25 protein-coding genes are annotated in these 22,781 nt (G+C 68.5%); 10 read left to right on the top strand and 15 right to left on the bottom strand.

All coding sequences use genetic code 11. From position 1 onward, the window contains the following. Position 1: 1 nt before the first annotated feature. Together LTA6_RS06955 and LTA6_RS06950 are read right to left on the bottom strand one after the other, a co-directional pair. Positions 2-1,129 (bottom strand): thiamine pyrophosphate-dependent dehydrogenase E1 component subunit alpha, encoded by a 1,128-nt coding sequence (locus tag LTA6_RS06955; RefSeq protein ID WP_407359038.1) that lies wholly within the window; start codon positions 1,127-1,129, stop codon positions 2-4. A gap of 87 nt (positions 1,130-1,216) precedes the next feature. Further along, positions 1,217-2,284, bottom strand: coding sequence for a histidinol-phosphate transaminase (locus LTA6_RS06950; RefSeq protein ID WP_407359037.1), 1,068 nt, complete (start codon positions 2,282-2,284; stop codon positions 1,217-1,219). Positions 2,285-2,377: 93 nt separating this feature from the next. On the opposite strand from LTA6_RS06950, the gene LTA6_RS06945 reads away from it, so the two are divergent. Beyond that, a complete protein-coding gene (locus tag LTA6_RS06945) occupies positions 2,378-2,782 on the top strand; it encodes a phage holin family protein (RefSeq protein WP_341976835.1) in 405 nt (134 codons plus the stop codon). Between the two features lie 11 nt (positions 2,783-2,793). On the opposite strand, the gene LTA6_RS06940 is transcribed toward LTA6_RS06945, so the two are convergent. Next, a complete protein-coding gene (locus LTA6_RS06940; protein WP_407359036.1) occupies positions 2,794-4,083 on the bottom strand; it encodes a hypothetical protein in 1,290 nt (429 codons plus the stop codon). Then, a complete protein-coding gene (locus LTA6_RS06935; RefSeq protein WP_341976831.1) occupies positions 4,080-4,343 on the bottom strand; it encodes a hypothetical protein in 264 nt (87 codons plus the stop codon). Before LTA6_RS06935 ends, LTA6_RS06940 begins: the two co-directional genes overlap by 4 nt. Positions 4,344-4,476: 133 nt before the next feature. Here LTA6_RS06935 and LTA6_RS06930 point away from each other — a divergent pair, with 133 nt between their 5' ends. Beyond that, the gene (locus tag LTA6_RS06930) at positions 4,477-4,998 is read left to right on the top strand and encodes a low molecular weight protein-tyrosine-phosphatase (RefSeq protein ID WP_341976829.1); all 522 of its coding nucleotides are present in this window, start codon (positions 4,477-4,479) and stop codon (positions 4,996-4,998) included. After that, complete coding sequence (purB, locus tag LTA6_RS06925; RefSeq protein WP_341976828.1) at positions 4,995-6,404, top strand: adenylosuccinate lyase; 1,410 nt, start codon at positions 4,995-4,997, stop codon at positions 6,402-6,404. Before LTA6_RS06930 ends, purB begins: the two co-directional genes overlap by 4 nt. Before the next feature lie 165 nt (positions 6,405-6,569). Here purB and LTA6_RS06920 read toward each other — a convergent pair whose 3' ends face one another. Beyond that, the gene (locus LTA6_RS06920; protein WP_341976826.1) at positions 6,570-6,923 is read right to left on the bottom strand and encodes a hypothetical protein; all 354 of its coding nucleotides are present in this window, start codon (positions 6,921-6,923) and stop codon (positions 6,570-6,572) included. Further along, complete coding sequence (locus LTA6_RS06915; RefSeq protein ID WP_407359035.1) at positions 6,920-7,582, bottom strand: acyl-CoA synthetase; 663 nt, start codon at positions 7,580-7,582, stop codon at positions 6,920-6,922. Before LTA6_RS06915 ends, LTA6_RS06920 begins: the two co-directional genes overlap by 4 nt. 332 nt (positions 7,583-7,914) lie before the next feature. On the opposite strand from LTA6_RS06915, the gene LTA6_RS06910 reads away from it, so the two are divergent. Beyond that, positions 7,915-8,826: a hypothetical protein gene (locus LTA6_RS06910; protein ID WP_341976822.1), complete on the top strand. Its 912-nt coding sequence runs from the start codon at positions 7,915-7,917 to the stop codon at positions 8,824-8,826. A gap of 10 nt (positions 8,827-8,836) precedes the next feature. On the opposite strand, the gene LTA6_RS06905 is transcribed toward LTA6_RS06910, so the two are convergent. The 3 genes from LTA6_RS06905 to LTA6_RS06895 all read right to left on the bottom strand — a co-directional run bounded on the left by LTA6_RS06905 (position 8,837) and on the right by LTA6_RS06895 (position 11,459). Beyond that, complete coding sequence (locus LTA6_RS06905) at positions 8,837-9,673, bottom strand: sulfurtransferase (protein ID WP_407359034.1); 837 nt, start codon at positions 9,671-9,673, stop codon at positions 8,837-8,839. Further along, positions 9,670-10,377 carry an HAD family hydrolase gene (locus LTA6_RS06900; RefSeq protein WP_407359033.1) on the bottom strand — a complete coding sequence of 236 codons (708 nt, stop codon included), beginning with the start codon at positions 10,375-10,377 and terminating at the stop codon, positions 9,670-9,672. The genes LTA6_RS06905 and LTA6_RS06900 overlap by 4 nt, the downstream gene beginning before the upstream one ends. A 62-nt stretch (positions 10,378-10,439) precedes the next feature. Further along, complete coding sequence (locus tag LTA6_RS06895; RefSeq protein ID WP_407359032.1) at positions 10,440-11,459, bottom strand: zinc-dependent alcohol dehydrogenase family protein; 1,020 nt, start codon at positions 11,457-11,459, stop codon at positions 10,440-10,442. Between the two features lie 191 nt (positions 11,460-11,650). Here LTA6_RS06895 and LTA6_RS06890 point away from each other — a divergent pair, with 191 nt between their 5' ends. After that, positions 11,651-12,523 (top strand): helix-turn-helix transcriptional regulator, encoded by an 873-nt coding sequence (locus LTA6_RS06890; RefSeq protein WP_407359031.1) that lies wholly within the window; start codon positions 11,651-11,653, stop codon positions 12,521-12,523. A gap of 213 nt (positions 12,524-12,736) precedes the next feature. Next, positions 12,737-13,075 carry a helix-turn-helix transcriptional regulator gene (locus tag LTA6_RS06885; protein WP_341976815.1) on the top strand — a complete coding sequence of 113 codons (339 nt, stop codon included), beginning with the start codon at positions 12,737-12,739 and terminating at the stop codon, positions 13,073-13,075. A gap of 140 nt (positions 13,076-13,215) precedes the next feature. Here the strand turns inward: LTA6_RS06885 and LTA6_RS06880 are convergent, their stop codons facing one another. Continuing rightward, positions 13,216-13,812, bottom strand: coding sequence for a ClpP family protease (locus tag LTA6_RS06880; RefSeq protein WP_407359030.1), 597 nt, complete (start codon positions 13,810-13,812; stop codon positions 13,216-13,218). Continuing rightward, a complete protein-coding gene (locus tag LTA6_RS06875) occupies positions 13,809-14,453 on the bottom strand; it encodes a ClpP family protease (RefSeq protein ID WP_407359029.1) in 645 nt (214 codons plus the stop codon). Before LTA6_RS06875 ends, LTA6_RS06880 begins: the two co-directional genes overlap by 4 nt. 108 nt (positions 14,454-14,561) lie before the next feature. Here LTA6_RS06875 and LTA6_RS06870 point away from each other — a divergent pair, with 108 nt between their 5' ends. Genes LTA6_RS06870 through LTA6_RS06860 form a run of 3 tightly spaced genes read left to right on the top strand, consistent with a single transcriptional unit; the run spans position 14,562 to position 17,076 of the window. Next, positions 14,562-15,485, top strand: coding sequence for a metal ABC transporter substrate-binding protein (locus LTA6_RS06870; protein ID WP_407359253.1), 924 nt, complete (start codon positions 14,562-14,564; stop codon positions 15,483-15,485). Continuing rightward, positions 15,482-16,225 (top strand): metal ABC transporter ATP-binding protein, encoded by a 744-nt coding sequence (locus LTA6_RS06865; RefSeq protein WP_407359028.1) that lies wholly within the window; start codon positions 15,482-15,484, stop codon positions 16,223-16,225. The genes LTA6_RS06870 and LTA6_RS06865 overlap by 4 nt, the downstream gene beginning before the upstream one ends. Next, positions 16,222-17,076, top strand: coding sequence for a metal ABC transporter permease (locus LTA6_RS06860; protein ID WP_363549740.1), 855 nt, complete (start codon positions 16,222-16,224; stop codon positions 17,074-17,076). Before LTA6_RS06865 ends, LTA6_RS06860 begins: the two co-directional genes overlap by 4 nt. Positions 17,077-17,148: 72 nt before the next feature. On the opposite strand, the gene LTA6_RS06855 is transcribed toward LTA6_RS06860, so the two are convergent. Together LTA6_RS06855 and LTA6_RS06850 are read right to left on the bottom strand one after the other, a co-directional pair. Next, positions 17,149-18,699 (bottom strand): hypothetical protein, encoded by a 1,551-nt coding sequence (locus tag LTA6_RS06855; protein ID WP_341976805.1) that lies wholly within the window; start codon positions 18,697-18,699, stop codon positions 17,149-17,151. A gap of 155 nt (positions 18,700-18,854) precedes the next feature. Next, positions 18,855-20,084, bottom strand: coding sequence for a trans-sulfuration enzyme family protein (locus LTA6_RS06850; protein ID WP_407359027.1), 1,230 nt, complete (start codon positions 20,082-20,084; stop codon positions 18,855-18,857). Between the two features lie 115 nt (positions 20,085-20,199). Here LTA6_RS06850 and LTA6_RS06845 point away from each other — a divergent pair, with 115 nt between their 5' ends. Continuing rightward, on the top strand, positions 20,200-20,679 hold the full coding sequence (locus tag LTA6_RS06845; RefSeq protein ID WP_407359026.1) for an Lrp/AsnC family transcriptional regulator: 480 nt from the start codon (positions 20,200-20,202) through the stop codon (positions 20,677-20,679). Positions 20,680-20,690: 11 nt separating this feature from the next. Here the strand turns inward: LTA6_RS06845 and LTA6_RS06840 are convergent, their stop codons facing one another. Together LTA6_RS06840 and LTA6_RS06835 are read right to left on the bottom strand one after the other, a co-directional pair. Further along, positions 20,691-21,101: a hypothetical protein gene (locus LTA6_RS06840; RefSeq protein ID WP_341976799.1), complete on the bottom strand. Its 411-nt coding sequence runs from the start codon at positions 21,099-21,101 to the stop codon at positions 20,691-20,693. Positions 21,102-21,225: 124 nt separating this feature from the next. Further along, positions 21,226-22,698: an MATE family efflux transporter gene (locus LTA6_RS06835; protein WP_407359025.1), complete on the bottom strand. Its 1,473-nt coding sequence runs from the start codon at positions 22,696-22,698 to the stop codon at positions 21,226-21,228. Positions 22,699-22,781: the final 83 nt, after the last annotated feature.

Raw genomic sequence — 22,781 nt, 5'->3', positions numbered from 1 at the left:
GTCACTTCGCGCCCCCTTCGAACGACGACTCATAGCTGTCGCGCCAGGCGCGCTGTTCGTCGATCAGCGGATGCGGCTCGCTGTAGACATGGTCGAAGACCTTGGATGCCGGCGGCGGGCCGAGCTCCACGGTGCGGGAGCGCAGATCCTCTGCAGCATCCGCCCCTTCTGTCTCGACGTCGTCGAAGAACGCGGCCGATGCCCCGCGGCCTTCGAGGAAGGCGCGCATCCGGATGATCGGATCGCGCTCGGCCCAGGACTGCTCCTCGTCGGAACCGCGGTACTTCGTCGGGTCATCGCTCGTGGTGTGCGCACCGAGGCGGTAGGTGACGGCCTCGATCGCACGAGGGCCGAGGCCGCTGCGGGCCTCGTCGAGAGCGACACGGGAGACCGCGTAGCTGGCGAGCACGTCGTTGCCGTCGACCCGGACGCTCGGGATGCCGTAGCCGGCACTGCGCTGAACCAGCGGCACCGGTGACTGTGTGGAGACCGGGACCGAGATCGCCCAGTGGTTGTTCTGCAGGAAGAAGACCTCTGGCGTCTTGTAGCTCGCCGCGAAGACCATGGCCTCGTGCACGTCGCCCTGGCTGGAAGCGCCGTCGCCGTAGTAGACGATGACGGCCTGGTCGCTGTCGACGTCGCCGGTGCCGGACTTCCCGTCGAAGGCGAGGCCCATCGCGTAGCCCGTGGCGTGCAGCGCCTGCGAGCCGAGCACCAGCGTGTACAGGCGGGTGTTGCCGTTCTTCGGATCGCTCGGATCCCAGCCGCCGTGCGAGACGCCGCGCATCAGCTTGATGATGTCGAGCGGGTCGACGCCGCGGATGCGGGTGACCGCGTGCTCGCGGTAGGAGGGGAAGATCGTGTCCTGCGGACGGGCGGCGCGGGCCGAGCCGACCTGCGCGGCCTCCTGGCCACGGCTCGGCGGCCAGAGGGCGAGTTGTCCCTGCCGCTGCAGATTGGTGGCCTGGACGTCGATCGCGCGGATGACGACCATGTCGCGGTAGAACTGCTCGAGCTCTGCATCCGTGATCGCATCGATCAGGGGCAGGTACGGCTCGGCGGCGCCCGACGGAGTGAACCGTCCGGTCGCATCGAGGACGCGCACGAGGGGGGTCTCGGAGGTAGTCACGGCTCTTACGCTACCCGCGCCGGCATTCCCGGGCACGCATACCTAGGACGCCCTTGTATCTGTCGGGAACCCGGAGGAATGCGCCGATCAGCGGGTGGCGGCGGCGACCTCGAGCACGCGGGCGATGGACGCCTCCTCACCGACGGAGATGCGGATGCCGTCGCCGCTGAACGGGCGCACGACCACGTCGGCCGCAGCGAAGGCGGCGGCCACCTCATCGGTGCGCTCTGCTGCGGGCAGCCAGACGAAGTTGCCCTGAGCGTCCGGGACATCCCACCCCTGAGCGCGCAGACCGTCGCGAAGGAGCGTGCGCCGCTCGACGATCACGGCGACCCGATCGAGCAGCTCGGCTTCGGCGTCGAGGCTGGCGATCGCCGCGTTCTCAGCGGCGGACGTGACCGACAGGGGGATGCCGGTGGCGCGCGCGGCATCCAGCACCTTGCTGTTGCCGATCGCGTAGCCGATGCGGAGCCCGGCGAGACCGTAGGCCTTGGAGAACGTGCGCAGGACGACCACGTTGGGATGCGCTTCGAATGCGCGTTCCTTCAGCCCGTCGACAGCGTCTGGCGCGGTCACGAACTCGGCGTAAGCCTCATCGAGGACGATCAGCACATCGCCCGGAACGCGGCCGACGAAGGACGCGAACTCGGCGCTCGTGATGATCGGGCCGGTCGGGTTGTTGGGGGTGCACAGGATGATGGCGCTGGTGCGTTCGGTGACGGCATCCGCCATCGCATCGAGGTCGTGGCGAGACTCGGCCGTCAGCGGCACCTGCACACCCGTTGCCCCGGCGACGAGAGGAAGGCTCGGGTAGGCCTCGAACGAGCGCCACGCGTAGACGACCTCATCGCCCACGGAGGAGGTGGCGAGGATCAGCTGGTGCAGGATCGAGACGGAACCTGCGGCGACGTGCACCTGGTCGGAGTCGACGCCGTACCGGACGGCGAGGCGCTCACGCAGGCGGCCGGCCGATGCATCCGGGTAGCGGTTGATCGGGGTCGTGTGCTGCAGAGCGGCGACGACCGAGGGCAGCGGATCGAAGGGGTTCTCGTTACTGGACAGCTTGAACGCGTCGGGTCCTGCCTGCTTGCCTTGCCGGTACGGCGCGAGCGCGGCGATGGCGGGGCGGATGCGGGGCAGAATCGGCTCGGTCACGAGTCGAGTCTAAGAGCGGGCGTCGAGCTCTGGCGAGCGTCCGCCCGGTGAACCGCTGACATCCGGCGCCGATCGTGCCACACTGAAACGACCATGCGTTTCATCATTCGAGTCATCGTGAACGCCTTCGCCCTCTGGGTGGTGACGTTGATCCCCGTGCTGCAGGTGGCGATCACCGCCTTCCCGCCCGCCGAGACGCTGCAGCTGGTCCTCACGCTGCTCGCCGTCGGTGCGATCTTCGCCCTGGTGAACACGATCATCGGCACCGTCGTGAAGATCGTCGCCTTCCCGCTCTACATCCTCACCATCGGCCTCATCGGGTTCGTCATCAACGGCTTCCTGCTGTGGCTGACCGCCTGGATCACGAGCGGCTTCGGCTGGGGCCTCACCGTCGGTCACTTCTGGTGGGGCGTGGTCGCCGCGATCATCATCTCGATCATCAACGGCATCTTCGGCTTCATCCTGCGTCCGCAGCGCAAGAAGTCCCGCCGCGACTGAGCGATATCCGCTCAGCCGGACCACCCGGTCCGCTCGGCGCGGTACTCCGTCGACTCGATCACCTCGGCGGCGTCGAGCGTCTTCCAGTACTCGCCGAGCGCAACGGCTCGCGAGTCGCTGGATCTGTCGACCATCTCGGCGGTCTCGATGTACGAGTGCATCCAGTGAGTGTCGGCCCAGACATCCTGCACACCGTCTGACGAATCTCCTTCACGGGTTGCCGTGAAGGAGTCGGGCGAACCGGTACCGCCGGGGGAACCTCCGCCGGCGAGCGAGGACACGATGTCGTCGGAATGGATCAGCTGAACGAGCAGCTGATCCTCACGCAGTGTCGGCTCGGTGGGGCTGCCTGCCGTCGCCACCACCTGCACCTCGAACTCGCTCTCCATGGCGAGGCGAGACGCGATCATTCCCGCCTGCGAGTGCGCGAACAGATCAACTCGATCTCCCGGCCGGGCACCCGCGGCCGCGAGCGCGTCGAGCGTGGCCTGATAGGAGGCCGAGGTCTTGCCGGCGTAGAGCTCGATGTTCGACTTCATGTCCCACGGCTCACCTGCGCCGAAGAACGGCGACTGTGTTCCCTTGATGTACGCGATGAACTGCGTCGAGCCGTCGCCCATGGTGAGGCGATCGACTCTGATCTGCGCTCCTGGCGCTTCCGGGAAGCGGCGGAAGGCATCGGCGAGGCTCGCGGGCGTTCCCACCGGAGTGGACGCCGCGACCGGCCGCACCGTCACCGGATCAGCCTTCCCGATCAGTGGCTTCCCTGCGTGCACCTTCCCGAGACCCAGCGTCGATCCGATCAGGCCGCCGCCCACGAACAAGTGCGCCATCGCGCCGCTGAGGTCGAACTGCGAATCCAGCCCTTCGAAACGCCGGTCCTTCCAGCCGGCGATGAGCATGTCGGCCATGCCGCCCACGCGGTCATCGGATGCCTCGAGCTGCTCGATCCGCGCGTACAGCGCATCCGCGGCGGCCGCATCGGTGAGCGCAAGACCCTCCGCCTGCGCGCGGAGCTCGACGAGTTCGTAGGCGTCGGCCATCAACAGGGTGCCGACGCTCGCCTCTTCGCATCGACGCTGCAGTTCGTCCACCCGATCGGCGCTCGCCCACAGCGCGACCGTATCGAGCTGAGCACCGAGCCCCGGGGCGTCGACGATGATCCCGTGCGCTCGGCGGATCGATCCCTGGGTGTCGGCGAGGCGCTCTGCAACGACCGCGATACGCACCCCGACGTCGCGCAGCACCTCTGTGTCGACGGAGATCGCTCCGCCGTGCGTGATGTCCAGGTCATCGCTCATGCGAACCCGACCCTCTCCAATTCCCGCGCCCGTTCGGACAGGCTCGCGATCTGCGCGGACGCACGCGACCGGAGATCGGAGAGCAGCGCGTGCAGTGCGCGCACGCCGTCGGACTGCCAGTCGCTGTCCGCGACCAGTGCCACGAGGGTGGCTGCGGCTTCGTCGAGAGCGGCGATCGCCGACTCGATCTCACGCCGGGCCGCGAACCAGGCCCACAGGGCTTCCGAAGACCCGGCCCCGGCGATTGCGAATGAGTACATGCGCCCAGCATCCTTGTTCGCCACCGTGACCGACCTCCCGCTCCGCACGACCGGTGCAGAGTCCGCGGGGAATCGGTTCGGTGCAGAACGAGTGCACGCAGTCGACTGTGCAGAAGCGCCACCGGCGGGCACAATGGACTCTGTGACATCCCCGGATCCCTTTCGCGTGATCTTCGTCTGCACGGGGAACATCTGCCGCTCGCCGATGGCAGAGGTCGTGTTCCGCGATCTGGCAGAACGACAGGGCCTGGGCTCACGGATCGTGTCCCGCAGCGCCAGCACCGGCGATTGGCACCTCGGCGAACGCGCAGACCACCGGACGATCGACTCCCTCGCCCGGCGCGGCTACGACGGGTCGCAGCACCGGGCGCGGCAGTTCACCAGCGCATCCTTCGCCGACAACGACCTGATCGTCGCCCTCGACCGCACGCACGAGCGCGTCCTCCGCGAGTGGGCGAACAACGAGGACCAGGAGGGCAAGGTCACCCTGCTGCTCTCCTTCGACGCGAACGCCGACGGCCTCGACGTCCCCGACCCGTACTACGCGGGCGCGGATATGTTCGATTCCGTCCTCGGTATGATTGAGACCGCGACCAGGGGCCTCTTTCTTCAGCTCGAACCCGCCCTGCGTCTCCCCCGCACGCCCCGCGTTTGACGGGCCCGATCAGGAGGACTCCCCTGACTTTCCAGCCTTCGCTTCCGCCGCAGCCCCTGAGCCCGCTCGACGGACGCTACCGCGCCGCCGTCGCCGGTCTCGCCGACTTCCTCTCCGAAGCGGGCCTCAACCGCGCCAGGGTCGAGGTCGAGGTCGAGTGGCTGATCGCCCTCACCGACCGCTCGCTGTTCGAGACCTCGCCGCTGCCGGATGCCGACAAGGAGCGCCTGCGCGCCCTCTACCGTGACTTCGGGCAGACCGAGATCGACTGGCTCGCCGAGAAGGAAGCCGTCACCCGCCACGATGTGAAGGCCATCGAGTATCTCGTGCGCGACCGGCTGTCGACGCTGGGCCTCGACTCGATCTCCGAGCTCACCCACTTCGCCTGCACCAGCGAAGACATCAACTCCGTCTCCTACGCGCTCACCGTGAAGCGCGCGGTCGAGAACGTCTGGCTGCCCGCCCTGGACTCGGTGATCGCCAAGCTCCGCGAGCTGTCGGTGGAGCACGCGGATGCCGCCATGCTGTCCCGCACGCACGGCCAGCCGGCGACCCCGTCGACGATGGGCAAGGAGATCGCCGTCTTCGCGTGGCGTCTCGAGCGGGTGCGCGCGCAGATCGCGGCATCCGACTACCTGGCGAAGTTCTCCGGCGCGACCGGCACCTGGTCGGCGCACCTCGCCGCCGACCCGTCCGTCGACTGGCCCGAGGTCGCCCGCGAGTACGTGGAGGGGCTGGGGCTCGGCTTCAACGTCCTCACCACGCAGATCGAGTCGCACGACTGGCAGGTCGAGCTCTACGACCGGGTGCGTCACGCCGGCGGCATCCTGCACAACCTCGCCACCGATATCTGGACGTACATCTCGCTCGGATACTTCGCGCAGATCCCGGTCGCCGGAGCCACCGGCTCGTCGACGATGCCGCACAAGATCAACCCGATCCGCTTCGAGAACGCCGAGGCGAACCTCGAGCTGTCGGCGGCCCTGCTCGGCTCGCTGTCGCAGACGCTCGTCACCAGCCGCCTGCAGCGGGACCTCACCGACTCGACGACGCAGCGCAACATCGGCGTCGCTTTCGGGCACTCGCTGCTCGCTCTCGACAATCTGCGCCGCGGCCTGAACGAGATCTCACTGGCGCGCGATGTGCTGCTCGCCGACCTCGACGTGAACTGGGAAGTGCTCGCCGAGGCGATCCAGACCGTCATCCGTGCCGAGGTCGTCGCCGGCCGCTCCACGATCAGCGACCCGTACGCGCTGCTGAAGGAGCTCACCCGCGGTCACCGCGTCGGCGGGCCGGAGCTGGCGGAGTTCGTCGAGGGCCTCGAGATCGGCGATGCGGCGAAGCAGCGTCTGCTCGCCCTCACCCCCGCGACCTACATCGGTATCGCGGAGCGTCTCGCGCAGTAGGTTTCCGCTCTGCGGGACGGATCACGCCGGTTCAGGCACGCTTGAACCGGCGTGATCCATCTCCATCGCCGGTGGGTGGTCGGAAAAGCATCCGAATCGACCTCCGCCCGTGCGTTCTCGACCTCGCAGGCCGACGCGCAGGCGCTGCTGCGGCGTCGCGGAAGACTACGCGCGCGGAGCGCCCCCGGGATTCACGTCATCCGCGTCATCGGCCGGCTCCTTGTCGAAGAGCACCGGGCGATCGACCCTCTTGGTGACGTCGGCGGGATCCACGGCGAGGATCAGCATGGCCAGGATCAGCAGGGTGGCGATGAACGCGCCACCGCCGACGACGAGTCCCAGCGCGATGGGCGTCAGCCCCTCATAGGTGCCGGCGGCGATCGCCGCATTCACCCGCGCGGTGAAGGCACCGGTCGAAACCAGCGTCACGACCATAGCGAAGACACCGCAGACGAGCGCGATGCCGAGAAGGTGCAGCGGTCGCAGGATGTCCCGACGGGTCGGTTTCTCGTCGCTCATCGCTCTCCTCCACGGTCCGCCGCTTCCGGGGCCGCGCTCTGGTCGGGTTCGGTGATTCCGGCATCCTCTGCTGCTGCCTTGGCTCGGGGCGTGAGCCCGGCGATGCCGAGGAACACCGCGACGATCGCCGCATAGGCGCCGAACATCCCGACGCCGAGGATGATCCCGGTGAGTTCGAATGTGCCGGCGCTCTCGATCGAGTACTCCTGCACGAGGCCGGCCGGGATCAGCAGGAGCAGGATGCCGAGCAGGACGCCGAAGGCGCCGACCGTGATGGCGTCACGGGCAGTCGGGTCGTCGGAGCGGCGGGCACGAATGCCGGCGAACAGCTCGACACCACCGGAGATCAGCGCCCATGCGCAGACGACACCGAAGAACAGATCGTCATTGCGCCACAGTGGGATTCCGCTGACCATTCCGGCCGCGAAACCGAGTGCCGCCAGCAGCAGGTACGACCAGCGGGAACCCGCAGGAAGGACGAGCCAGGCGGCGAGCACGAGGACGAACGCGCTGACGAAGACGAAGCCGCTGAAGACCGACAGCCCGACGGCCGCCGAGTGGTCCGGCGAGAAGGTGATCATCACGGCCGCAGCCGCCGCGAACAGTGCACGAATCAGCTGTACGTTGCGTACCGTGAACGTGCGAGCAGGGGCAGACATGACGATCCAGAGTCCTCCGGGGTGTTCCTCCCAGTCTACGCGGGCGTTCGCCGCCGGATCGCCGTGCCCGGGGCGCCCACGCGGCGACACGCAGACTCGAGGCGGCACATGATGAGGCCCGGCGGGTCTCCCCAGAATCGCCGCCGGGCCTCATTCAGTTTCGCAGCGTGGGTGTCCGCTGCGTCAGGCTGAATCCCTGCGCAGGGTCGGGCCCCTACCTACGTCGGATACCGCCTGTTGACCCCACATCAGCGCCTCCTCCCCTTGAGACGCCCGTACGGTCGTATGCTCACTGTAAACGGGAGTTCTTCACATACCGGAGGGGGTCTGTGATGAAGATCGAAGAGGATCAGCACGACCCGGAATCGGCGCAGATCGCACCGGCGCTGCGCGACGCCATCAACGCCCGCAGAGTCACGCTGGCCTGGCTGCACGAGCGGCTCAGAGAACGTGGCAACACCGTCTCGATGGCAACGCTGAGCTATTGGCGTTCCGGCGCCCGGCGCCCGGAAGGCGCGCAGTCCGTGGCCGCGCTGACCGACATCGAGTCACTGCTCGACCTCGAAGTCGGCGCGCTCACCCGTCTGCTCGGACGCAGCCACCGGACGGGTCCGGTGGGATCTGCCCACTTTCCGCTGGATGCCAACGACATCGAACGAGCGGTGACGGATGCGTACGCCGCGCTCGGGGTCCCTTACCCGAGCACATCTCGCGAAGTCACCACCCATTCCGTCACCGATGTGGGACCCGACGGGAACGTCGCGCTGTGCAGCATCCGGAGCATCGTGCAGGCGACCACCGGCACCGTCGATGCGATCCCCTTTCTGGAGATGACGCCGGGCATCGACGCGCCGGCTCCGACCTTCACCGCTGTGGCGGGTGGGCGCCTCAACGCGCTCTACTCGCACCCGAACGGCGAGGTGCACGGCGGGCGCTTCGACCTGGACGCGCCGCTCACGGCGCCCGACACCACGATGGTCGAGTGGTCGATCTCCTATCCGCAGGGTTATCCGCCGACCCGCGAGTCCGGCTACGCCGTCAGCAGGCAGTGCCGCGAGCTTGTGCTGTGGATCCGGTTCCACCCTGATGCGCTGCCCGACTGGTGCGAGGAACGAGTGGAGACGCCGGAAGGGTCGGTCATCACTCCGGTGTCCGTGAAGCACGGGCGCGCGGTTCATCTGGTGCATCGCGCGTTCGGACCGGGAGCGGTAGAGCTGCGCTGGGGGTACGGCCCGCGGGAATGAGCCCGGCCGCTCAGCCCGGTTCCGACCCGATCGCGACGGGGCGACCAGACGTGTTCGACCACTGACTCCACGAGCCGGGGAACACCTTCGCATCGACACCGGCCTCGGCGAGGACCATTGCCGTGTGCGCGGCAGTGACGCCGGAACCGCAGTAGGCGGCCACCGGGGTGCCGGCAGTCACGCCGAGCTCTGCGATGGTCGCACGGATGCTGTCGGGGTCGAGGATCGTGCCATCGGCATCCAGATGACGCAGCGTCGGCAGGTTCAGCGCGCCCGGGATGTGTCCGGCGACCGGGTCGAGCGGCTCGGTCTCACCGCGGTAGCGTTCCGGGGCGCGCACGTCGAGGAGCACGCCGGATGCCGGGAACGCGGCGGCCTCATCGATCGAGAGCGCGTCCGCGCCGATCTCGTCGAGGACGACGTCTCCGAGGGCTGGGGTCACATCGTCTGTGGTGAGTCCGTGCCCCGCCGCCGTCCAGGCACCGAGGCCGCCGTCGAGCACCCGCACATCGACCCCGGCCTGACGGAGCAGCCACCACGCGCGGGCCGCGGAGATTCCCTTCGCATCGTCGTACGCGACGACGACATCGCCTTCGCGGACGCCCCAGCGGCGTGCCGCCTCCTGCAACGTCGCGGTCGACGGCAGCGGATGCCGCCCCTCGTCCGCCCGGCCGTGTGTGGAGAGCTCGGTGTCGAGGGGAACATAGACCGCACCGGGAATATGCCCGGCGAGATAGTCGGCGCGGCCGTCCGGCCGATCCAACCGCCAGCGCACATCGATCAGGCGCACCGGGGCGCCCTGGGCGAGCAGAGCAGTCAGCTCATCGACACTCAGGAAGTTCCTCATGGTGCGAGGCTACCGGCGGTGGCGGTGCTCACGATCCGCCGGGCCGCCTCAAGCACGGTCATGCCTCGAGCGTCGGGATACGCCCCGTCGGCGAGGATCGCCCGAAGGCCGACGCCCTCCGCGCCCTGAACGTCTGCGAGCGGATTGTCCCCGACCATCCAGGCGTCTGCTCCGGCATCCGCGACGACCCGAGCATGCTGGAAGATCTTCGGGTTCGGTTTCTCCGCGCCGACTGCAGCGCTGGTGACCGTACGCTCGACCCATCTGCTCAGCCCGAGCGCAGCCACGAGCTCGGGGAGTTCGGGGCCGTGATTGCTGAGGATGACATTGTCGTATCCCGCGCTTCGTGTGAGCTGCAGCGCGTGCTCGGCCCCGTCGACCACCGCCCAGGCGTCGAGCCGATAGAACTCGGCGGCAACGAGCGCGGCCGCGCTCTCGGCCACATCCCGACTCGCCCCGACGCCCGTGAACGCGCCGACGAAGACCGGGCGCATCCGTTCCCACCAGCGTGCAGAGGTGAGCGGCTCGATCACGATATCCGGAGCGTGCCAGGGAAAGCCGCCGGTGAGGAACGGGCGGATCTCTTCGCGCGTGGCCGTCGGGCGCGCGACGCGCGACCACGCGTCGATCAGCGCACCGGCGAACAGTCCGTCCCGCCGCGCCAAGGTGCCGTCGAAGTCCCAGAACACCACCCGCCGCGCCATTCGTTCAGCATAGAAGCGGGAGTGGGCTGGGCCGACACGGCGATGCGGCGAGCATCCGCAGTTCACACCGTGAGCAGCACCTTCGTGGCTCGACGCTCGTCCATGGCCCGATAACCCTCGGCTGCGTCCTCGAGCGGCAGCGTCAGGTCGAACACCGTGCCAGGGTCGATCTTCCGATCCCAGATGAGCTGAATGAGTTCCGGCAGGAATCGCCGCACCGGCGCGGGACCACCATGCAGGTGCACGCCGGAGAAGAAAAGCTCCTCGCCCGGCAGCGCGACCTCGTGCGCGACGCCCACGTATCCGACATGTCCGCCGGCGCGGGTCGAACGGATGGCCTGCATCATCGACTCCTGCGTACCGACGGCCTCTATCACCGAGTGGGCGCCTAGCCCGTTCGTGAGCTCTTTGATCCTCGCGACGCCCTCGTCTCCGCGCTCTTCGACGATGTCCGTGGCCCCGAACGTCCGCGCCAGCTCCTGGCGGTCGGCGTGACGGCTCATGGCGATGATGCGCTCGGCGCCGAGCTGTTTGGCCGCGAGGACGCCGAGCAGGCCGACCGCTCCGTCACCCACGACGGCGACGGTCTTGCCGGGACCGGCCTCGGCCGCGACGGCGGCGAACCAGCCGGTGCCGAGCACATCGGATGCCGCGAGCAGCGCCGGGATCAGATCCGCATCGGGCTGACCGGGCGTCGCGACGAGCGTGCCGTCGGCGTGCGGAACGAGGGTGTACTCGGCCTGCGTCCCGTACTTGCCCATCGGCACGACATGTACGCAACGGGACTGGTAGCCCGCCTGGCAGATCTCACACGTGTTGTCGGATGCCATGAACGACCCCACGACGAAATCGCCGACCTTCACGTTCTTCACCTCCGCGCCGACCTCCTCGACGACTCCGACGTACTCGTGCCCCATCGGCGTCGCGTCGACGGCGTCAGCACCGCGGTAGGGCCAGAGGTCGGACCCGCAGATGCAGGTTGCGGCGATCTTGATGACGGCATCCGTCGGCCTGGTGATCTTCGGCTTCTCGCGTTCTTCAACCCGGACATCACCGGGTCCGTGCATGACTACTCCGCGCATGTGTGCTCCTTCTGTTGTTCTTGTTCGATCGTCGGGTCGGTGCTCGCCGAGATCGTCATCTTCAGTGTGGGTGCGCCCTGGCCGAGAAGGGAGGGCCTGTCGGAACCCCTGTCCGGCCGGGCTTCAGTCTCCGCAGACCCTGGTACCGGCAGAACCTCCCTTCTTACGTCGCAACGGCGTAGCGTCGGGGCATGGACACCCGTAGCGAGGTGCGTGAATTCCTCTCCACGAGGCGCGCACGCCTCACCCCCGATCAGGCCGGACTTCCCGCGTACGGCGGCAACCGCCGCGTACCGGGCCTGCGCCGCGAAGAAGTCTCACTGCTCGCCGGGGTCAGCGTGGACTACTACACCCGCCTCGAGCGCGGCGATCTCTCCGGAGTGTCCGACAGCGTGCTGGAGGCCCTCGCCAGAGCTCTGCAGCTCGACGACGCCGAGACGGCGCACCTGTTCGATCTCTCCCGCGCCGCGAACGCCTCGCCGATCGCACGGAAGCCGCGGAAGAAGGCTCAGTCGATCCGCCCCAGCATCCAGCGACTGCTGGACGCGATGACCGGCGCTCCTGCGCTGGTGCGCAACAACTACTTCGAGTATCTCGGCGCGAATACTCTCGGCCGCGCGCTGTACGCCCCGGTTTTCACCGAGCCGGTGCCGAACAGTGCGCGTTTCGCCTTTTTGAATCCGGCCTCGCAAGACTTCTACGTCGACTGGGAGCAGGTCACCCAGGACCTCGTCGCGGCGATGCGCGGCGAAGCCGGGCGCAACCCCTACGACCGGAAGTTCAGCGACCTCGTCGGAGAGCTCTCGACGCGCAGCGAGCGATTCCGGACGCTGTGGGCCGCGCACAATGTGCGCTATCACCGCAGCGGGGTGAAGCGGCTCCGGCATCCGATCGTCGGTGAACTCGAGATCGTGTACGAGGCGTTCGAGCTCCCCGCCGACCCGGGCTTGCACCTGTCGACGTACACGGCCGAGCCGGGAACGCCCTCGGAGGAGAAGCTGAAGATGCTCGCCAGCTGGGCGGCAACGGATGCCGACCAGGCATCGACGAAGACCGAAGCCTGAGGCTGTTCGTCTGGCTGGTGCGCGCCGCTGATCGGTCCACAATTCAGGAATCTTTGGGGCGGAGCTTCCGACGGCCCCCGGAATTCCACGGGTCTCCGGCCGGGACGACAGCAGTACCGGGAAGAATCTCCTGAGTTGTGAACGCGAGACGCCGGCGTTCTGCTCTGAGCAGAACCACTGGAGCCGACGGCGGGCGCGGCGTTACCGTGAGGCATGGCCGAGCTCCTGCATCTCCCGCGCAATCCCCGCCCGAAGGCGACCGATCCCGAGCCGCTCTGGCGCCAACTGCTCGGCGACCAGCTGCGCCGCCGTCGCCACGACCGGGAAGAGACCCTCACCGAGACCGCCGAGAAGGCCGGCGTCTCGCCGCAGTACCTCTCCGAGGTCGAGCGCGGGCTGAAGGAGCCGTCGAGCGAGATGATCGCCGCGATCAGCGGGGCGCTGGAGACCTCGCTCATCGAGCTGACCAGTGCGGTGGCCGACGAGCTGCGCTCGACGACGGCATCCGTCGCCGTCTCCGCCGGCCGCGCGGCTTTCGCCCTCGCCGCCTGACGTTACTGCGGGGCCCCTGGCCCCGCATCCGCTCGCCGCCGTGCGACTTGCAGGACCGATGCAGCTGGGCCAGCCCGAATCAGGGGTTTTCGTCCTGCATCCGTGATCCGGTCATGCAGATGGCACCGCTGCCGCACGGTTCAGGCCACGGTCCGCTCCCCCAGCACGCTGTCGATCAGTCCGTAGTCGAGGGCCGCGGCTGCGGCGAACACCCGGTCGCGATCGGTGTCGGCGCGCAATTCTGCGAGCGAGCGACCACTGTGCCTGGCCAGGATCTCCTCCATATCGGCGCGCACCCGCACCACCTCGTCGGCCGCGAGGATGAGGTCGGGGATCGCGCCCCGCGACTGACCGGCCGGCTGGTGCAGCACGATCCTGGCGTGGGCGAGAGCCGCACGTTGACCGGGCGCGCCCGACGCCACGAGCAGCGCCGCCGGCCCGATCGCCTGCCCCACGCACGTCGTCGCGATCGCCGGGCGGATGTGCTGCATCGTGTCGTAGATCGCGAGAGCCGCGCCGGGATCGCCGCCCTCGCTGTTGATGTAGAACTGGATGCCGGACTCGGGACTGTCGGCATCGAGGTGCAGCAGTTGGGCGATCAGCGCGTTCGCGACCCCGGCGTCGATGCCGGTGCCGAGATAGATGACCCGCTCGGCGAGGAGGTGCGAGTACACGTCCATGATGCGCTCACCACGCGGATGCTGCGCGATGACGTTCGGAATCGTGTAGCTGCTCATGACTTCGCTCCTTTCGGGGCGGATGCCGCGGCATCCGTTCCCAGTCCGACCCGCGCGCGTCGGCGCGGCATGACGTCTCCGATCGACGTGACGATCTCGTCGATGAAGCCGTACTCCTGCGCCTGGCTGGCGGTGTACCAGCGGTCGTGCAGGGAGTCCTCGAAGATGCGCTCGAGCGGCTGACCCGTGTCGCCGGCGATCAGGCCGAGGACGGTGTCGCGCATGTGCCGCAGATCGTCGGCCTGCGCCTCGATCTCGACCGCGGAGCCGCCGATGCCCGCCGATCCCTGGTGCATGAGGATCCGTGCGTGCGGCAGCGCCCGCCGCTTGCCCGGGGTTCCCGCCGAGAGCAGGAACTGCCCCGCGCTGCAGGCGAGGCCGAGGGCGAGGGTGGCGACGTCGTTGGGGATGAGCCGCATGATGTCGCGGATCGCGAGCATCGACGGCACGGAGCCGCCGGGCGAGTGGATCCAGAGGGCGATGTCGGTGACGGCATCCTCTGCGGCGAGCGCGAGCAACTGCGTCATCAGCAGCGTGCCGTTGTCGTCGTCGAGCACGCCGTCGAGCACGAGCACGCGTTCGTGGAACAGGGCGCGGCGCGCTTCGGGGCCGAACTGCGGGATGGGATTCTCTTCGCTCATGCCCCCATCGTGCGTGCCCGTGCCGAGGCGCGGGGCGGAATCTGCTCTGAGCTGTTCTGCCCTGAGCAGTCCGACCCCGAGCAGGGCAACCACTGGTATCTTTTCGGTGTGCCTAAAAATTTGGTCCGTCGTGTGTCTGCCGTCGTCGCTGCGTTGGGCGCTCTCGGCCTGACGGGCTGCGGAACCAGCCAACCCGACGAAGGTGATGGGCGGCCTGTCGTCCTGACGACGTTCACCGTGCTCGCCGACATCGCCGAGAACGTCGCCGGTGATCACCTGGTCGTGGAGTCGATCACCAAGCCGGGCGCGGAGATCCACGGATACGAGCCGACGCCCGGCGATATCCGCAAGGCCACCGACGCAGACCTGATCCTCGACAACGGGCTGAACCTCGAGGTGTGGTTCGGCCAGTTCGTCGAGTCCGTCGACGTGCCGCACGTCGTCGTGTCGGACGGTGTCGACGTGATCGACATCGCCGAGGACACCTACGAAGGAAAGCCCAACCCGCACGCGTGGATGAGCCCCGTGAATGTGCAGCTCTACGCCGACAACATGGCCGAGGCGTTCAGCGAACTCGATCCAGCGCACGCCGAGGACTTCGCCGCCAACGCCGAGACGTACAAGGCACAGGTGCAGGAGGTTCAAGACCAGCTGGTCAGTGAGCTCTCGGCGCTCCCGGAGAAAGAGCGCGCGCTGGTGACCTGCGAGGGGGCATTCTCCTACCTCGCCCGCGATGCCGGACTGACCGAGGCGTACATCTGGGCGGTGAACGCCGAGCAGCAGGCGACGCCGCAGCAGATCGCCGGAACGATCGAGTTCGTGAAGAAGAACGACGTCCCCGCGGTGTTCTGCGAGTCCACGGTGTCCGACAAGCCGATGCGACAGGTGGTCGAAGCCACCGGCGCCGAATTCGGCGGCACGCTCTACGTCGATTCGCTCTCCGAGCCGGACGGCCCGGTTCCGACCTACCTCGATCTGATCCGGCACGACGCGAAGACCATCATCGACGCCCTGACGGGACGCACCCCATGACCGCGGCGATCGAGGTGCGCGGCACGACCGTCCGCTACGGCGATGTCCTCGCCCTCGACGACGTATCACTGACGGTCGAGGCCGGACGCGTCACCGGTCTCATCGGCATGAACGGATCGGGCAAGTCCACCCTCTTCAAGACGATCGTCGGCATGGTCCGCCCCAGCAGCGGCAGCGTCCTTCTCGACGGGGTCGACGCCGCCGCCGCACGCCGGCGGGGACTGATCGGATACGTGCCGCAGAGCGAAGACGTCGACTGGGCCTTCCCCGTCTCCGTCCGCGACGTGGTGATGATGGGACGGTACGGGCGCCAGGGATTCACCCGCCGAACGAGGCCGGCAGACCGCGTCGCGGTGGATGAGGCGCTCGAGCGGGTCGAGTTGACGGCGTTAGCGGATCGCCAGATCGGTCAGCTCTCCGGCGGGCAGCGCAAGCGCGCGTTCGTCGCCCGCGGCATCGCCCAGGGGGCGGACATCCTGCTGCTCGACGAACCGTTCGCCGGCGTCGACAAGAGATCGGAGGCGACGATCGTGCGACTTCTGCGCGAGCTCGCCGCTTCCGGGCAGACGGTCTTCGTCTCGACGCACGACCTGCACGCGCTTCCGTCTCTCGCCGATGAGGCGGTACTGCTGCTGCATCGCGTGATCATGCACGGCCCCGTCGAGGAGGCCCTTCGGCCCGCGAATCTCGCGCGCGCCTTCGGGCTCGAGGACCCCGCGCCCGAGGAGGGTTCCGCATGAGCATCCTCGATCTCATCTTCGAACCACTGCAGTACGACTTCATGGTGCGCGCCCTGGCCACCACGGTGATCGCCGCCATCGTGTGCGCGCTCCTCTCGTGCTGGCTGGTTCTCGTCGGGTGGTCGCTGATGGGCGACGCCGTCTCGCACTCGGTGCTGCCCGGCGTCGTGCTCGCCTACATCTTCGGCGCTCCCTTCGCGCTCGGCGCCCTCGTCTTCGGGTTCCTCGCGGTCGCCCTGATCGGGCTCATCCGCGGCACGAGCAGGATCAAGGAGGATGCCGCGATCGGCATCGTCTTCACGACCCTGTTCGCCCTGGGGCTGGTCCTGATCTCGGTCACGCCGAGTCAGACCGATCTGAACCACATCATCTTCGGGAACATCCTCGGCGTCTCGGTCTCGGACCTCGTGCAGATCAGCATCCTGGCGGCGATCGCGTTCACCGTGCTCATCGTGAAGCGACGCGACCTGACGCTCTACGCGTTCGACCCCACGCACGCGTTCGCAATCGGTCTCTCCCCGCGCATGCTCGGCGCCCTCCTCCTCGGCGTCCTGGCGCTCACCGCCGTCGTCGCTCTGCAGGTCGTCGGCGTGGTGCTGGTCGTGGCGATGCTCATCATCCCCGGAGCGACGGCATATCTGCTCACCGACAGGTTCGGGCGGATGCTGGTGATCGCGCCGATCATGTCGGCGGTGTCCAGCGTCATCGGCATCTACCTCAGCTACTGGATCGATGCCGCCTCCGGCGGGCTCGTCGTCGTCGTGCAGGGTGTCGTGTTCGGCCTCGTCTACTTGTTCAGTCCGCGGCAGGGCGTGATCGGGAAGCGCCTGGTGCGCGCGCGTCGGAGCTGAGACCGCACTGCCGTCCCGAGAAGGTTCGGAACGGCAGTGCGGCTGGCAGGAACCCGGATTCTCCGGGTGCCGTCACGCCGTTGCGAGACGGTTGCGGTGACTGACGCGGTGCCCGATCCAGAATCCGAGCGCGATGAGTCCGACGAGTCCGATCCCGAGCGCCCAGGGGAGAACCGTCGGGGCGGCACCAGCGGTCGCCGTGGCGAGTGTTCCGGTTCCTTCGGCGATCAGACCGTTGCCCTCGGCGAGGCCGGTCGCACCGGTGGCGAGCTTGTCGCCCCCGGCAGCCAGGGTGTCGGTTCCCTTCGCGACCGTCGTCGCACCCTCGGACAGCGCATCGAGGCCGGACACGAGACCGGCTGCGCCGGAGTGCAGCGTCGCAGTGCCCTCTGCGAGGGACGCCGCACCGTCGTTGAGTCGGCTTGCACCGGAACTGAGGTTCGCGGTGCCATCGTGCAACGAGATCGCGCCGGTCGAGAGCGTCTCCAAGCCAGCGGCAAGCGAGGAGGCACCGCCCGCCAGTCCCGCGGTGCCATCCTTCAGCGGCTGCAATCCGGATGCGAGCGTGGACGCGCCGGCGGAGAGCTTCGATGTGCCGTCCTTCAGCGCTTGCGCACCCTTCACGAGCGCCGGCGCCGCTGCCGGATCGACGAGGGCCACCGTGCCGGGCCATCCCTTTGTCGGGTCGCCCGCGACGATCGCGTTCACGCCACCCACCAGCTGCTGCGCGCCCTGCGAGGCCGCGATCACGCCCTGAGCGAGCACGGGTGCTGTCGCGGCCGGTGCCGCCAGCGCGTCGACCTGCTGGTCGACACCGGCAGCGAGCCTGGCGAGCTCCTGAAGCTGGGCGTTGCTCGGATCGGCCGCAGCGAGCGCGGCGATCGAATCCGCGAGCGTCTGCGCATTTCCCGGCGCCGTTGCGGCGACGTTCGAGAGCGCGACCCTGGTCTCTTCTGCGGCGAGCCCCTGGAGTTGCGGCGTCACCTTCGACGACAGCGCGGTGCTGAACTCCGACGCCTTGGCGAGGACGCCGGACGAGTACTGGTGAGCCCCGGCGACACCGGCAGCGAGCCTGGTCGCGCCGTCGAGCACTGACTGCGCCCCGGCGTCTGCGGTGATCATGCCCGTTGACAACTGCTGCGCGCCCGAGAGCGCCGTGGCTGCACCGGCATCTGCTCGGGCCATGCCCGATGACAGCTGCTGCGCACCCGACAGGGCAGACTGCGCGCCGGCGCTGAGCCGCCCCGCCCCGGCGAGGGCGTTCGATGCGCCGATCGAGAGAGTGTCCGCCCCCGCAGCAAGGTTCACCGCCCCGGCCGCGGCGTTCGCCGCGCCTGCGCTGAGCTTCTCCGATCCGACGTGGGCGTTGGTCGCCCCCGTCGAGAGCTTCTCGGTGCCCTCGGCGAGGTCGCCCGCACCGTCGGCGAGGTCGTCGGCACCGGCCGCGAGCTGGGCGGAGCCCTCCTGCGCCGAGGTCGTGCCATCGGCGAGTTCGGCAGCGCCGGCGGCGATCCGGCCGGTGGTGGCGAAATAGAGGATCACCATTGCAGCCAGCAGCAGGCTGAGCACGATCACGGTGATGCGCATGCCGAGGCCGTGCGCGTGGGGTCTTGTACTCGTCATTGAGGACTCCAGGGGTCAGTGGCGTCGTTGCCACCGGCGAGCGTATGGGCCGTCCTCCTGGTTGTGAGAACCTTGCCCGTCGGCATCAAGTTTCACCGCACCTGGAACTGAGTTTCTTGTCTGGAGTGCACAAACGCCGCGGAATGCGGCCCGGCTCAGCGAATGGGGTGCAGGGCCTCCGTGAGGACGGATGCGGCAGCATCCTGCCCCGCCGGCGCCGCCTCGAACGCCTGGCGCAGATCGGCGATCAGATCGTCGACATTCTCCAGACCGATCGAGAGGCGGAGCACGTCGGCGGCCGGCCGAGCCTCGGGGGGAACCGGGCGGTGTGTGAGGGCGGCAGGATGCTGGATCAGCGAGTCGACCCCGCCGAGCGAGACAGCGTGGGTGAACAGTCCCACCGCCGATGCGATGGAACTCGCCGCCGCGTAACCGCCACTGAGACGCATCGCGATCATCGCTCCGGTGCCGCGCATCTGCCGGGCGACGATTCCGTGCGGGTCGCCGTCGAGGCCCGGGTAGTACACCTCGGCGACCTCGGGACGGTCGATCAGCCACTGCACGATCTGCCGTGCGTTCTCCTGCTGCTGGCGCATCCGCACCGGGAGCGTGGTCAGTCCGCGGTGCAGCAGGTACGCACCGAGCGGATGCAGCAGCCCACCCGTGACGGCGCGCACGCGACGCAGCGCCTCGGCCGTCTCCTCACTGCAAGCCACGACGCCGGCGATGACGTCACCGTGCCCGCCGAGGTACTTCGTCGCGCTGTGCAGCGACATCGCCGCACCCAGGTCGATCGGATTCTGCAGGACCGGCGTCGCGAAGGTGTTGTCGACGACCACAGGCACGCCTCCCGCCTGCCGGACGATCTCGGAGATGTCGGTGAGCTCGAGGGTGGGGTTGGCCGGCGTCTCCACGACGACGAGACCGGTGTCCGGGCGGACGGATGCCGCAACTTCGTCCGGGTGACAGTACGTGGTCTCGACGCCGAGCAATCCAGAGCCGAGGAGGTGGTCGGTGCCGCCGTAGAGCGGGCGCACCGCGACGACGTGAGGCTTGCCCGCCGCCGCGCAGTGGGCGAGGATCACCGCGGTCATCGAGGCCATGCCGGAGGAGAACGCGACGGCCGCCTCGGCGTGCTCGAGTTCCGCGAGCGCCTCCTCGAAGCGGGCGACTGTGGGGTTCCACAACCTGGCGTAGACCATGCTGCCGTCGGCGGGTGGTCGGCCGCCGGTCGCCATCGCCTCATAGGAGTCGCCGCCGCGCTCGATGTCCGGAAGCGGGTTCGTCGTGGAGAGGTCGATCGGCAGCGCGTGCACGCCGAGTCCCTCGAGGTCGGAACGGCCGCTGTGGACGGCGACGGTGTCAGGATGCAGCGGTGCGGTCATCCCTCCACATTGCCGGAAACACAATGCCAGTGGTAAGAATCGACAGAGTCCGCTGGAATCAGGGCGATTGCCGCTATTCTGTGCAACATCTGCGGTATCGAGGAGGCGTGAGTTGATGAAAGCACAAGAAGGCGCGAGCCCTCTCGACGAGATCGACCTGGAGCTGCTCGCCGTCCTCACCCGCGATGCCGACATCACGAACAAGGCACTGGCCACCCGGCTCGGACTCGCCGAATCCACGTGTGCGCACCGGGTGCGTGCGCTGCGCACTCGCGGGATCATCCGCGACACCCGCATCCGCGTCGACGAAGCCGCGCTGGGATTCCCGCTGCAGGCGATCATCAAGGTGCGGCTGGCGAATCACACCGGACCGAAGGTCATCGCTCTGTTCGATGCCCTCGTCGGCATCCCGCGGGTCCTCCAGGTGTTCCATGTCGCGGGGGTCGACGATTTCCTGGTGCACGTGGCGGTGCAGGACGCCACGGCGCTGCGCGACATCGTGCTCGAGCACATCACGATCCACCCGGTCGTGCGCGGCACCGAGACCCAGCTCGTGTTCGAGCTGCGCGACGGCAGCGGGCTGCTGCCGCGGTGACCTGCGGCGCCCTACGCCGCGTGAGCGGACTTCTGGACCGCGAGCGTTCCGGTCACCGGTGCCACGGTGCGGGTCGCGGCGCGAGCAGCCTTGGGCGCCACCACCGGCGTCGCGGCACTGCCGGTCGCTGGGGCCTGCGCCGTATTCACGATCGCACGCACGACGGCGCCGATCACGAGCATCCCGATCAGCGCTGCTGCGGACACCTGCAGTGGCATCCACTGACTTCCGAAGGAGGCCGAAGCGCTCACGATCGCGCACGGGATCCACAGCCCGACCGCTCCTCCGCACAGGCCTGCCGCCCCGCGCATGATCGCGATACCGGCGACGATCGCGCAGATCACGGCGAGTGCCGCCCCCACGATTCCGATCGGCACCATGATCGCCGAAAGTCCGTTAGCCACGCTCAGCGTTGTTGTCATGATGACCCCCCGGTCTGCGGAACTTCCGCACCATTCGACACTATGAAATGTACGTGACGAAGACATCCACCTCAAGGCCGATCAGGGTCATCCCGTAGGAGGACATTCCGGATCGGAGTGCGGGTCAGCGTCGCTTCAGGAGACGGCGGCGCGAAGGTCGCACGATCGGCACCGGCTGCGTGAAGACGGCATCGACGACCATCGACCCGTCTGTCGGGCCGACGATCGCGATCGCCGACGTCGCCGTCGGCTCGGCCGGTGACACGGGCATCCGTCCGAGTGCGCGGTGCGCGCTCACGTACGCCGGCACGAGCATCAGGATCGCCCCGACCCAGGCCAGCGGGTTGCTCAGGGCGACGCCGGTGAATCCGATGATCGCGCCCAGCACCACCGCTGCGCCCACCCGCATCACCAGTTCGATCACACCGGTCACCGTCGGAACGAGGGTGTGGCCGAGGCCCTGCAGCGCGCCGCGGAGCACGAACAGTACGCCGAGCGCCCAGTAGCCGCATCCGTTGACGATGAGCATGAGGTGGGCGAGCTCGACGACCTCGTCGGAGCCGTCTCCGATGAACAACCGCACCATCGGGACCCCGAAGGCGATGAGCAGCCCGCCGAGCACGAGGGCTGCGACCACCGCCATCCATGTGGCCTGGACGACGCCACGGCGGATGCGATCCGGCCGCTGCCCGCCGTGATTCTGCGCCGCGTACATCGAGACGGCGAGCCCCAGCGAGCCGAGGAGTGCGACGGCCAGGCCGTCGATTCGAGACGCTGTCGTGTAGGCGGCCACGGCGTCTGCACCCAGCGTGTTCAGCGCCACCTGCACGGTGAGGGTCCCGATCGCGATGATCGATGCCTGGAAACCCATCGGCAGGCCGAGCCGCAGGTGCTCGGCGAGCTCGGCACGATCGACGCGCCAGTCCTGCGCGCTCAGATGCAGCGTCGGCAGCCGGCGCCGGACGAATTCGAGACAGAGCAGAACCGAGACCGCCTGGGCGACGACGGTCGCGAGCGCCGCCCCGCCCACGCCCCAGGCGAGGGGGCCGACCATCAGGATGACCAGCCCGACGTTGAGCGCGCAGGAGACCGTGAGGAAGACCAGCGGAGTGCGCGAGTCGCCGATCGCGCGGATGATCGCCGACAGGTAGTTGAAGAACATCGTCGCGCCGGCGCCGATGAAACTGATCTGGGTGAACACGACGGCCTCGTCCATCAGCTCCGATGGTGTCTGCAGCAGCGCCAGTGTCGGCGCAGCGATCAGCGGCGCACCGATGGTGAGGATGACGCTCGCGATGCCGGTGAGGATGACCCCGGCCGCAACCGAACGGCGTACGGCGGCGTCGTCACGCGCTCCGTATGCCTGTGCGATCGGAATCGCGAAGCCGCTCGTCAGACCCCAGGCGAAGCCGAGGAGCAGGAAGAGCAGGCTGCCGGTCGCCCCGACGGCGGCGAGCGAGTCCACGCCGAGGTGGCGGCCGACGACGACCGCGTCGACGAACTGGTACAGCTGCTGGACGACGTTGCCGATGAGAAGCGGCACGGCGAAGGCGAGGATGACGCGCCACGGTTTGCCCGTGGTGAGGGGGGTGGCCATGAGAGAAGCGGCTCGCAGAACTCGGGGGCGGATCGTGGAATGCACCCGTCACTGGATGCATTCCCGTCAGCTTATCGAATCGA

The organism is Microbacterium sp. LTA6, from assembly GCF_045690355.1.
Taxonomy (GTDB): domain Bacteria; phylum Actinomycetota; class Actinomycetes; order Actinomycetales; family Microbacteriaceae; genus Microbacterium.
Note: the sequence above shows the minus strand (reverse complement) of the source record. Positions and strands in the feature narration are given on the sequence as shown.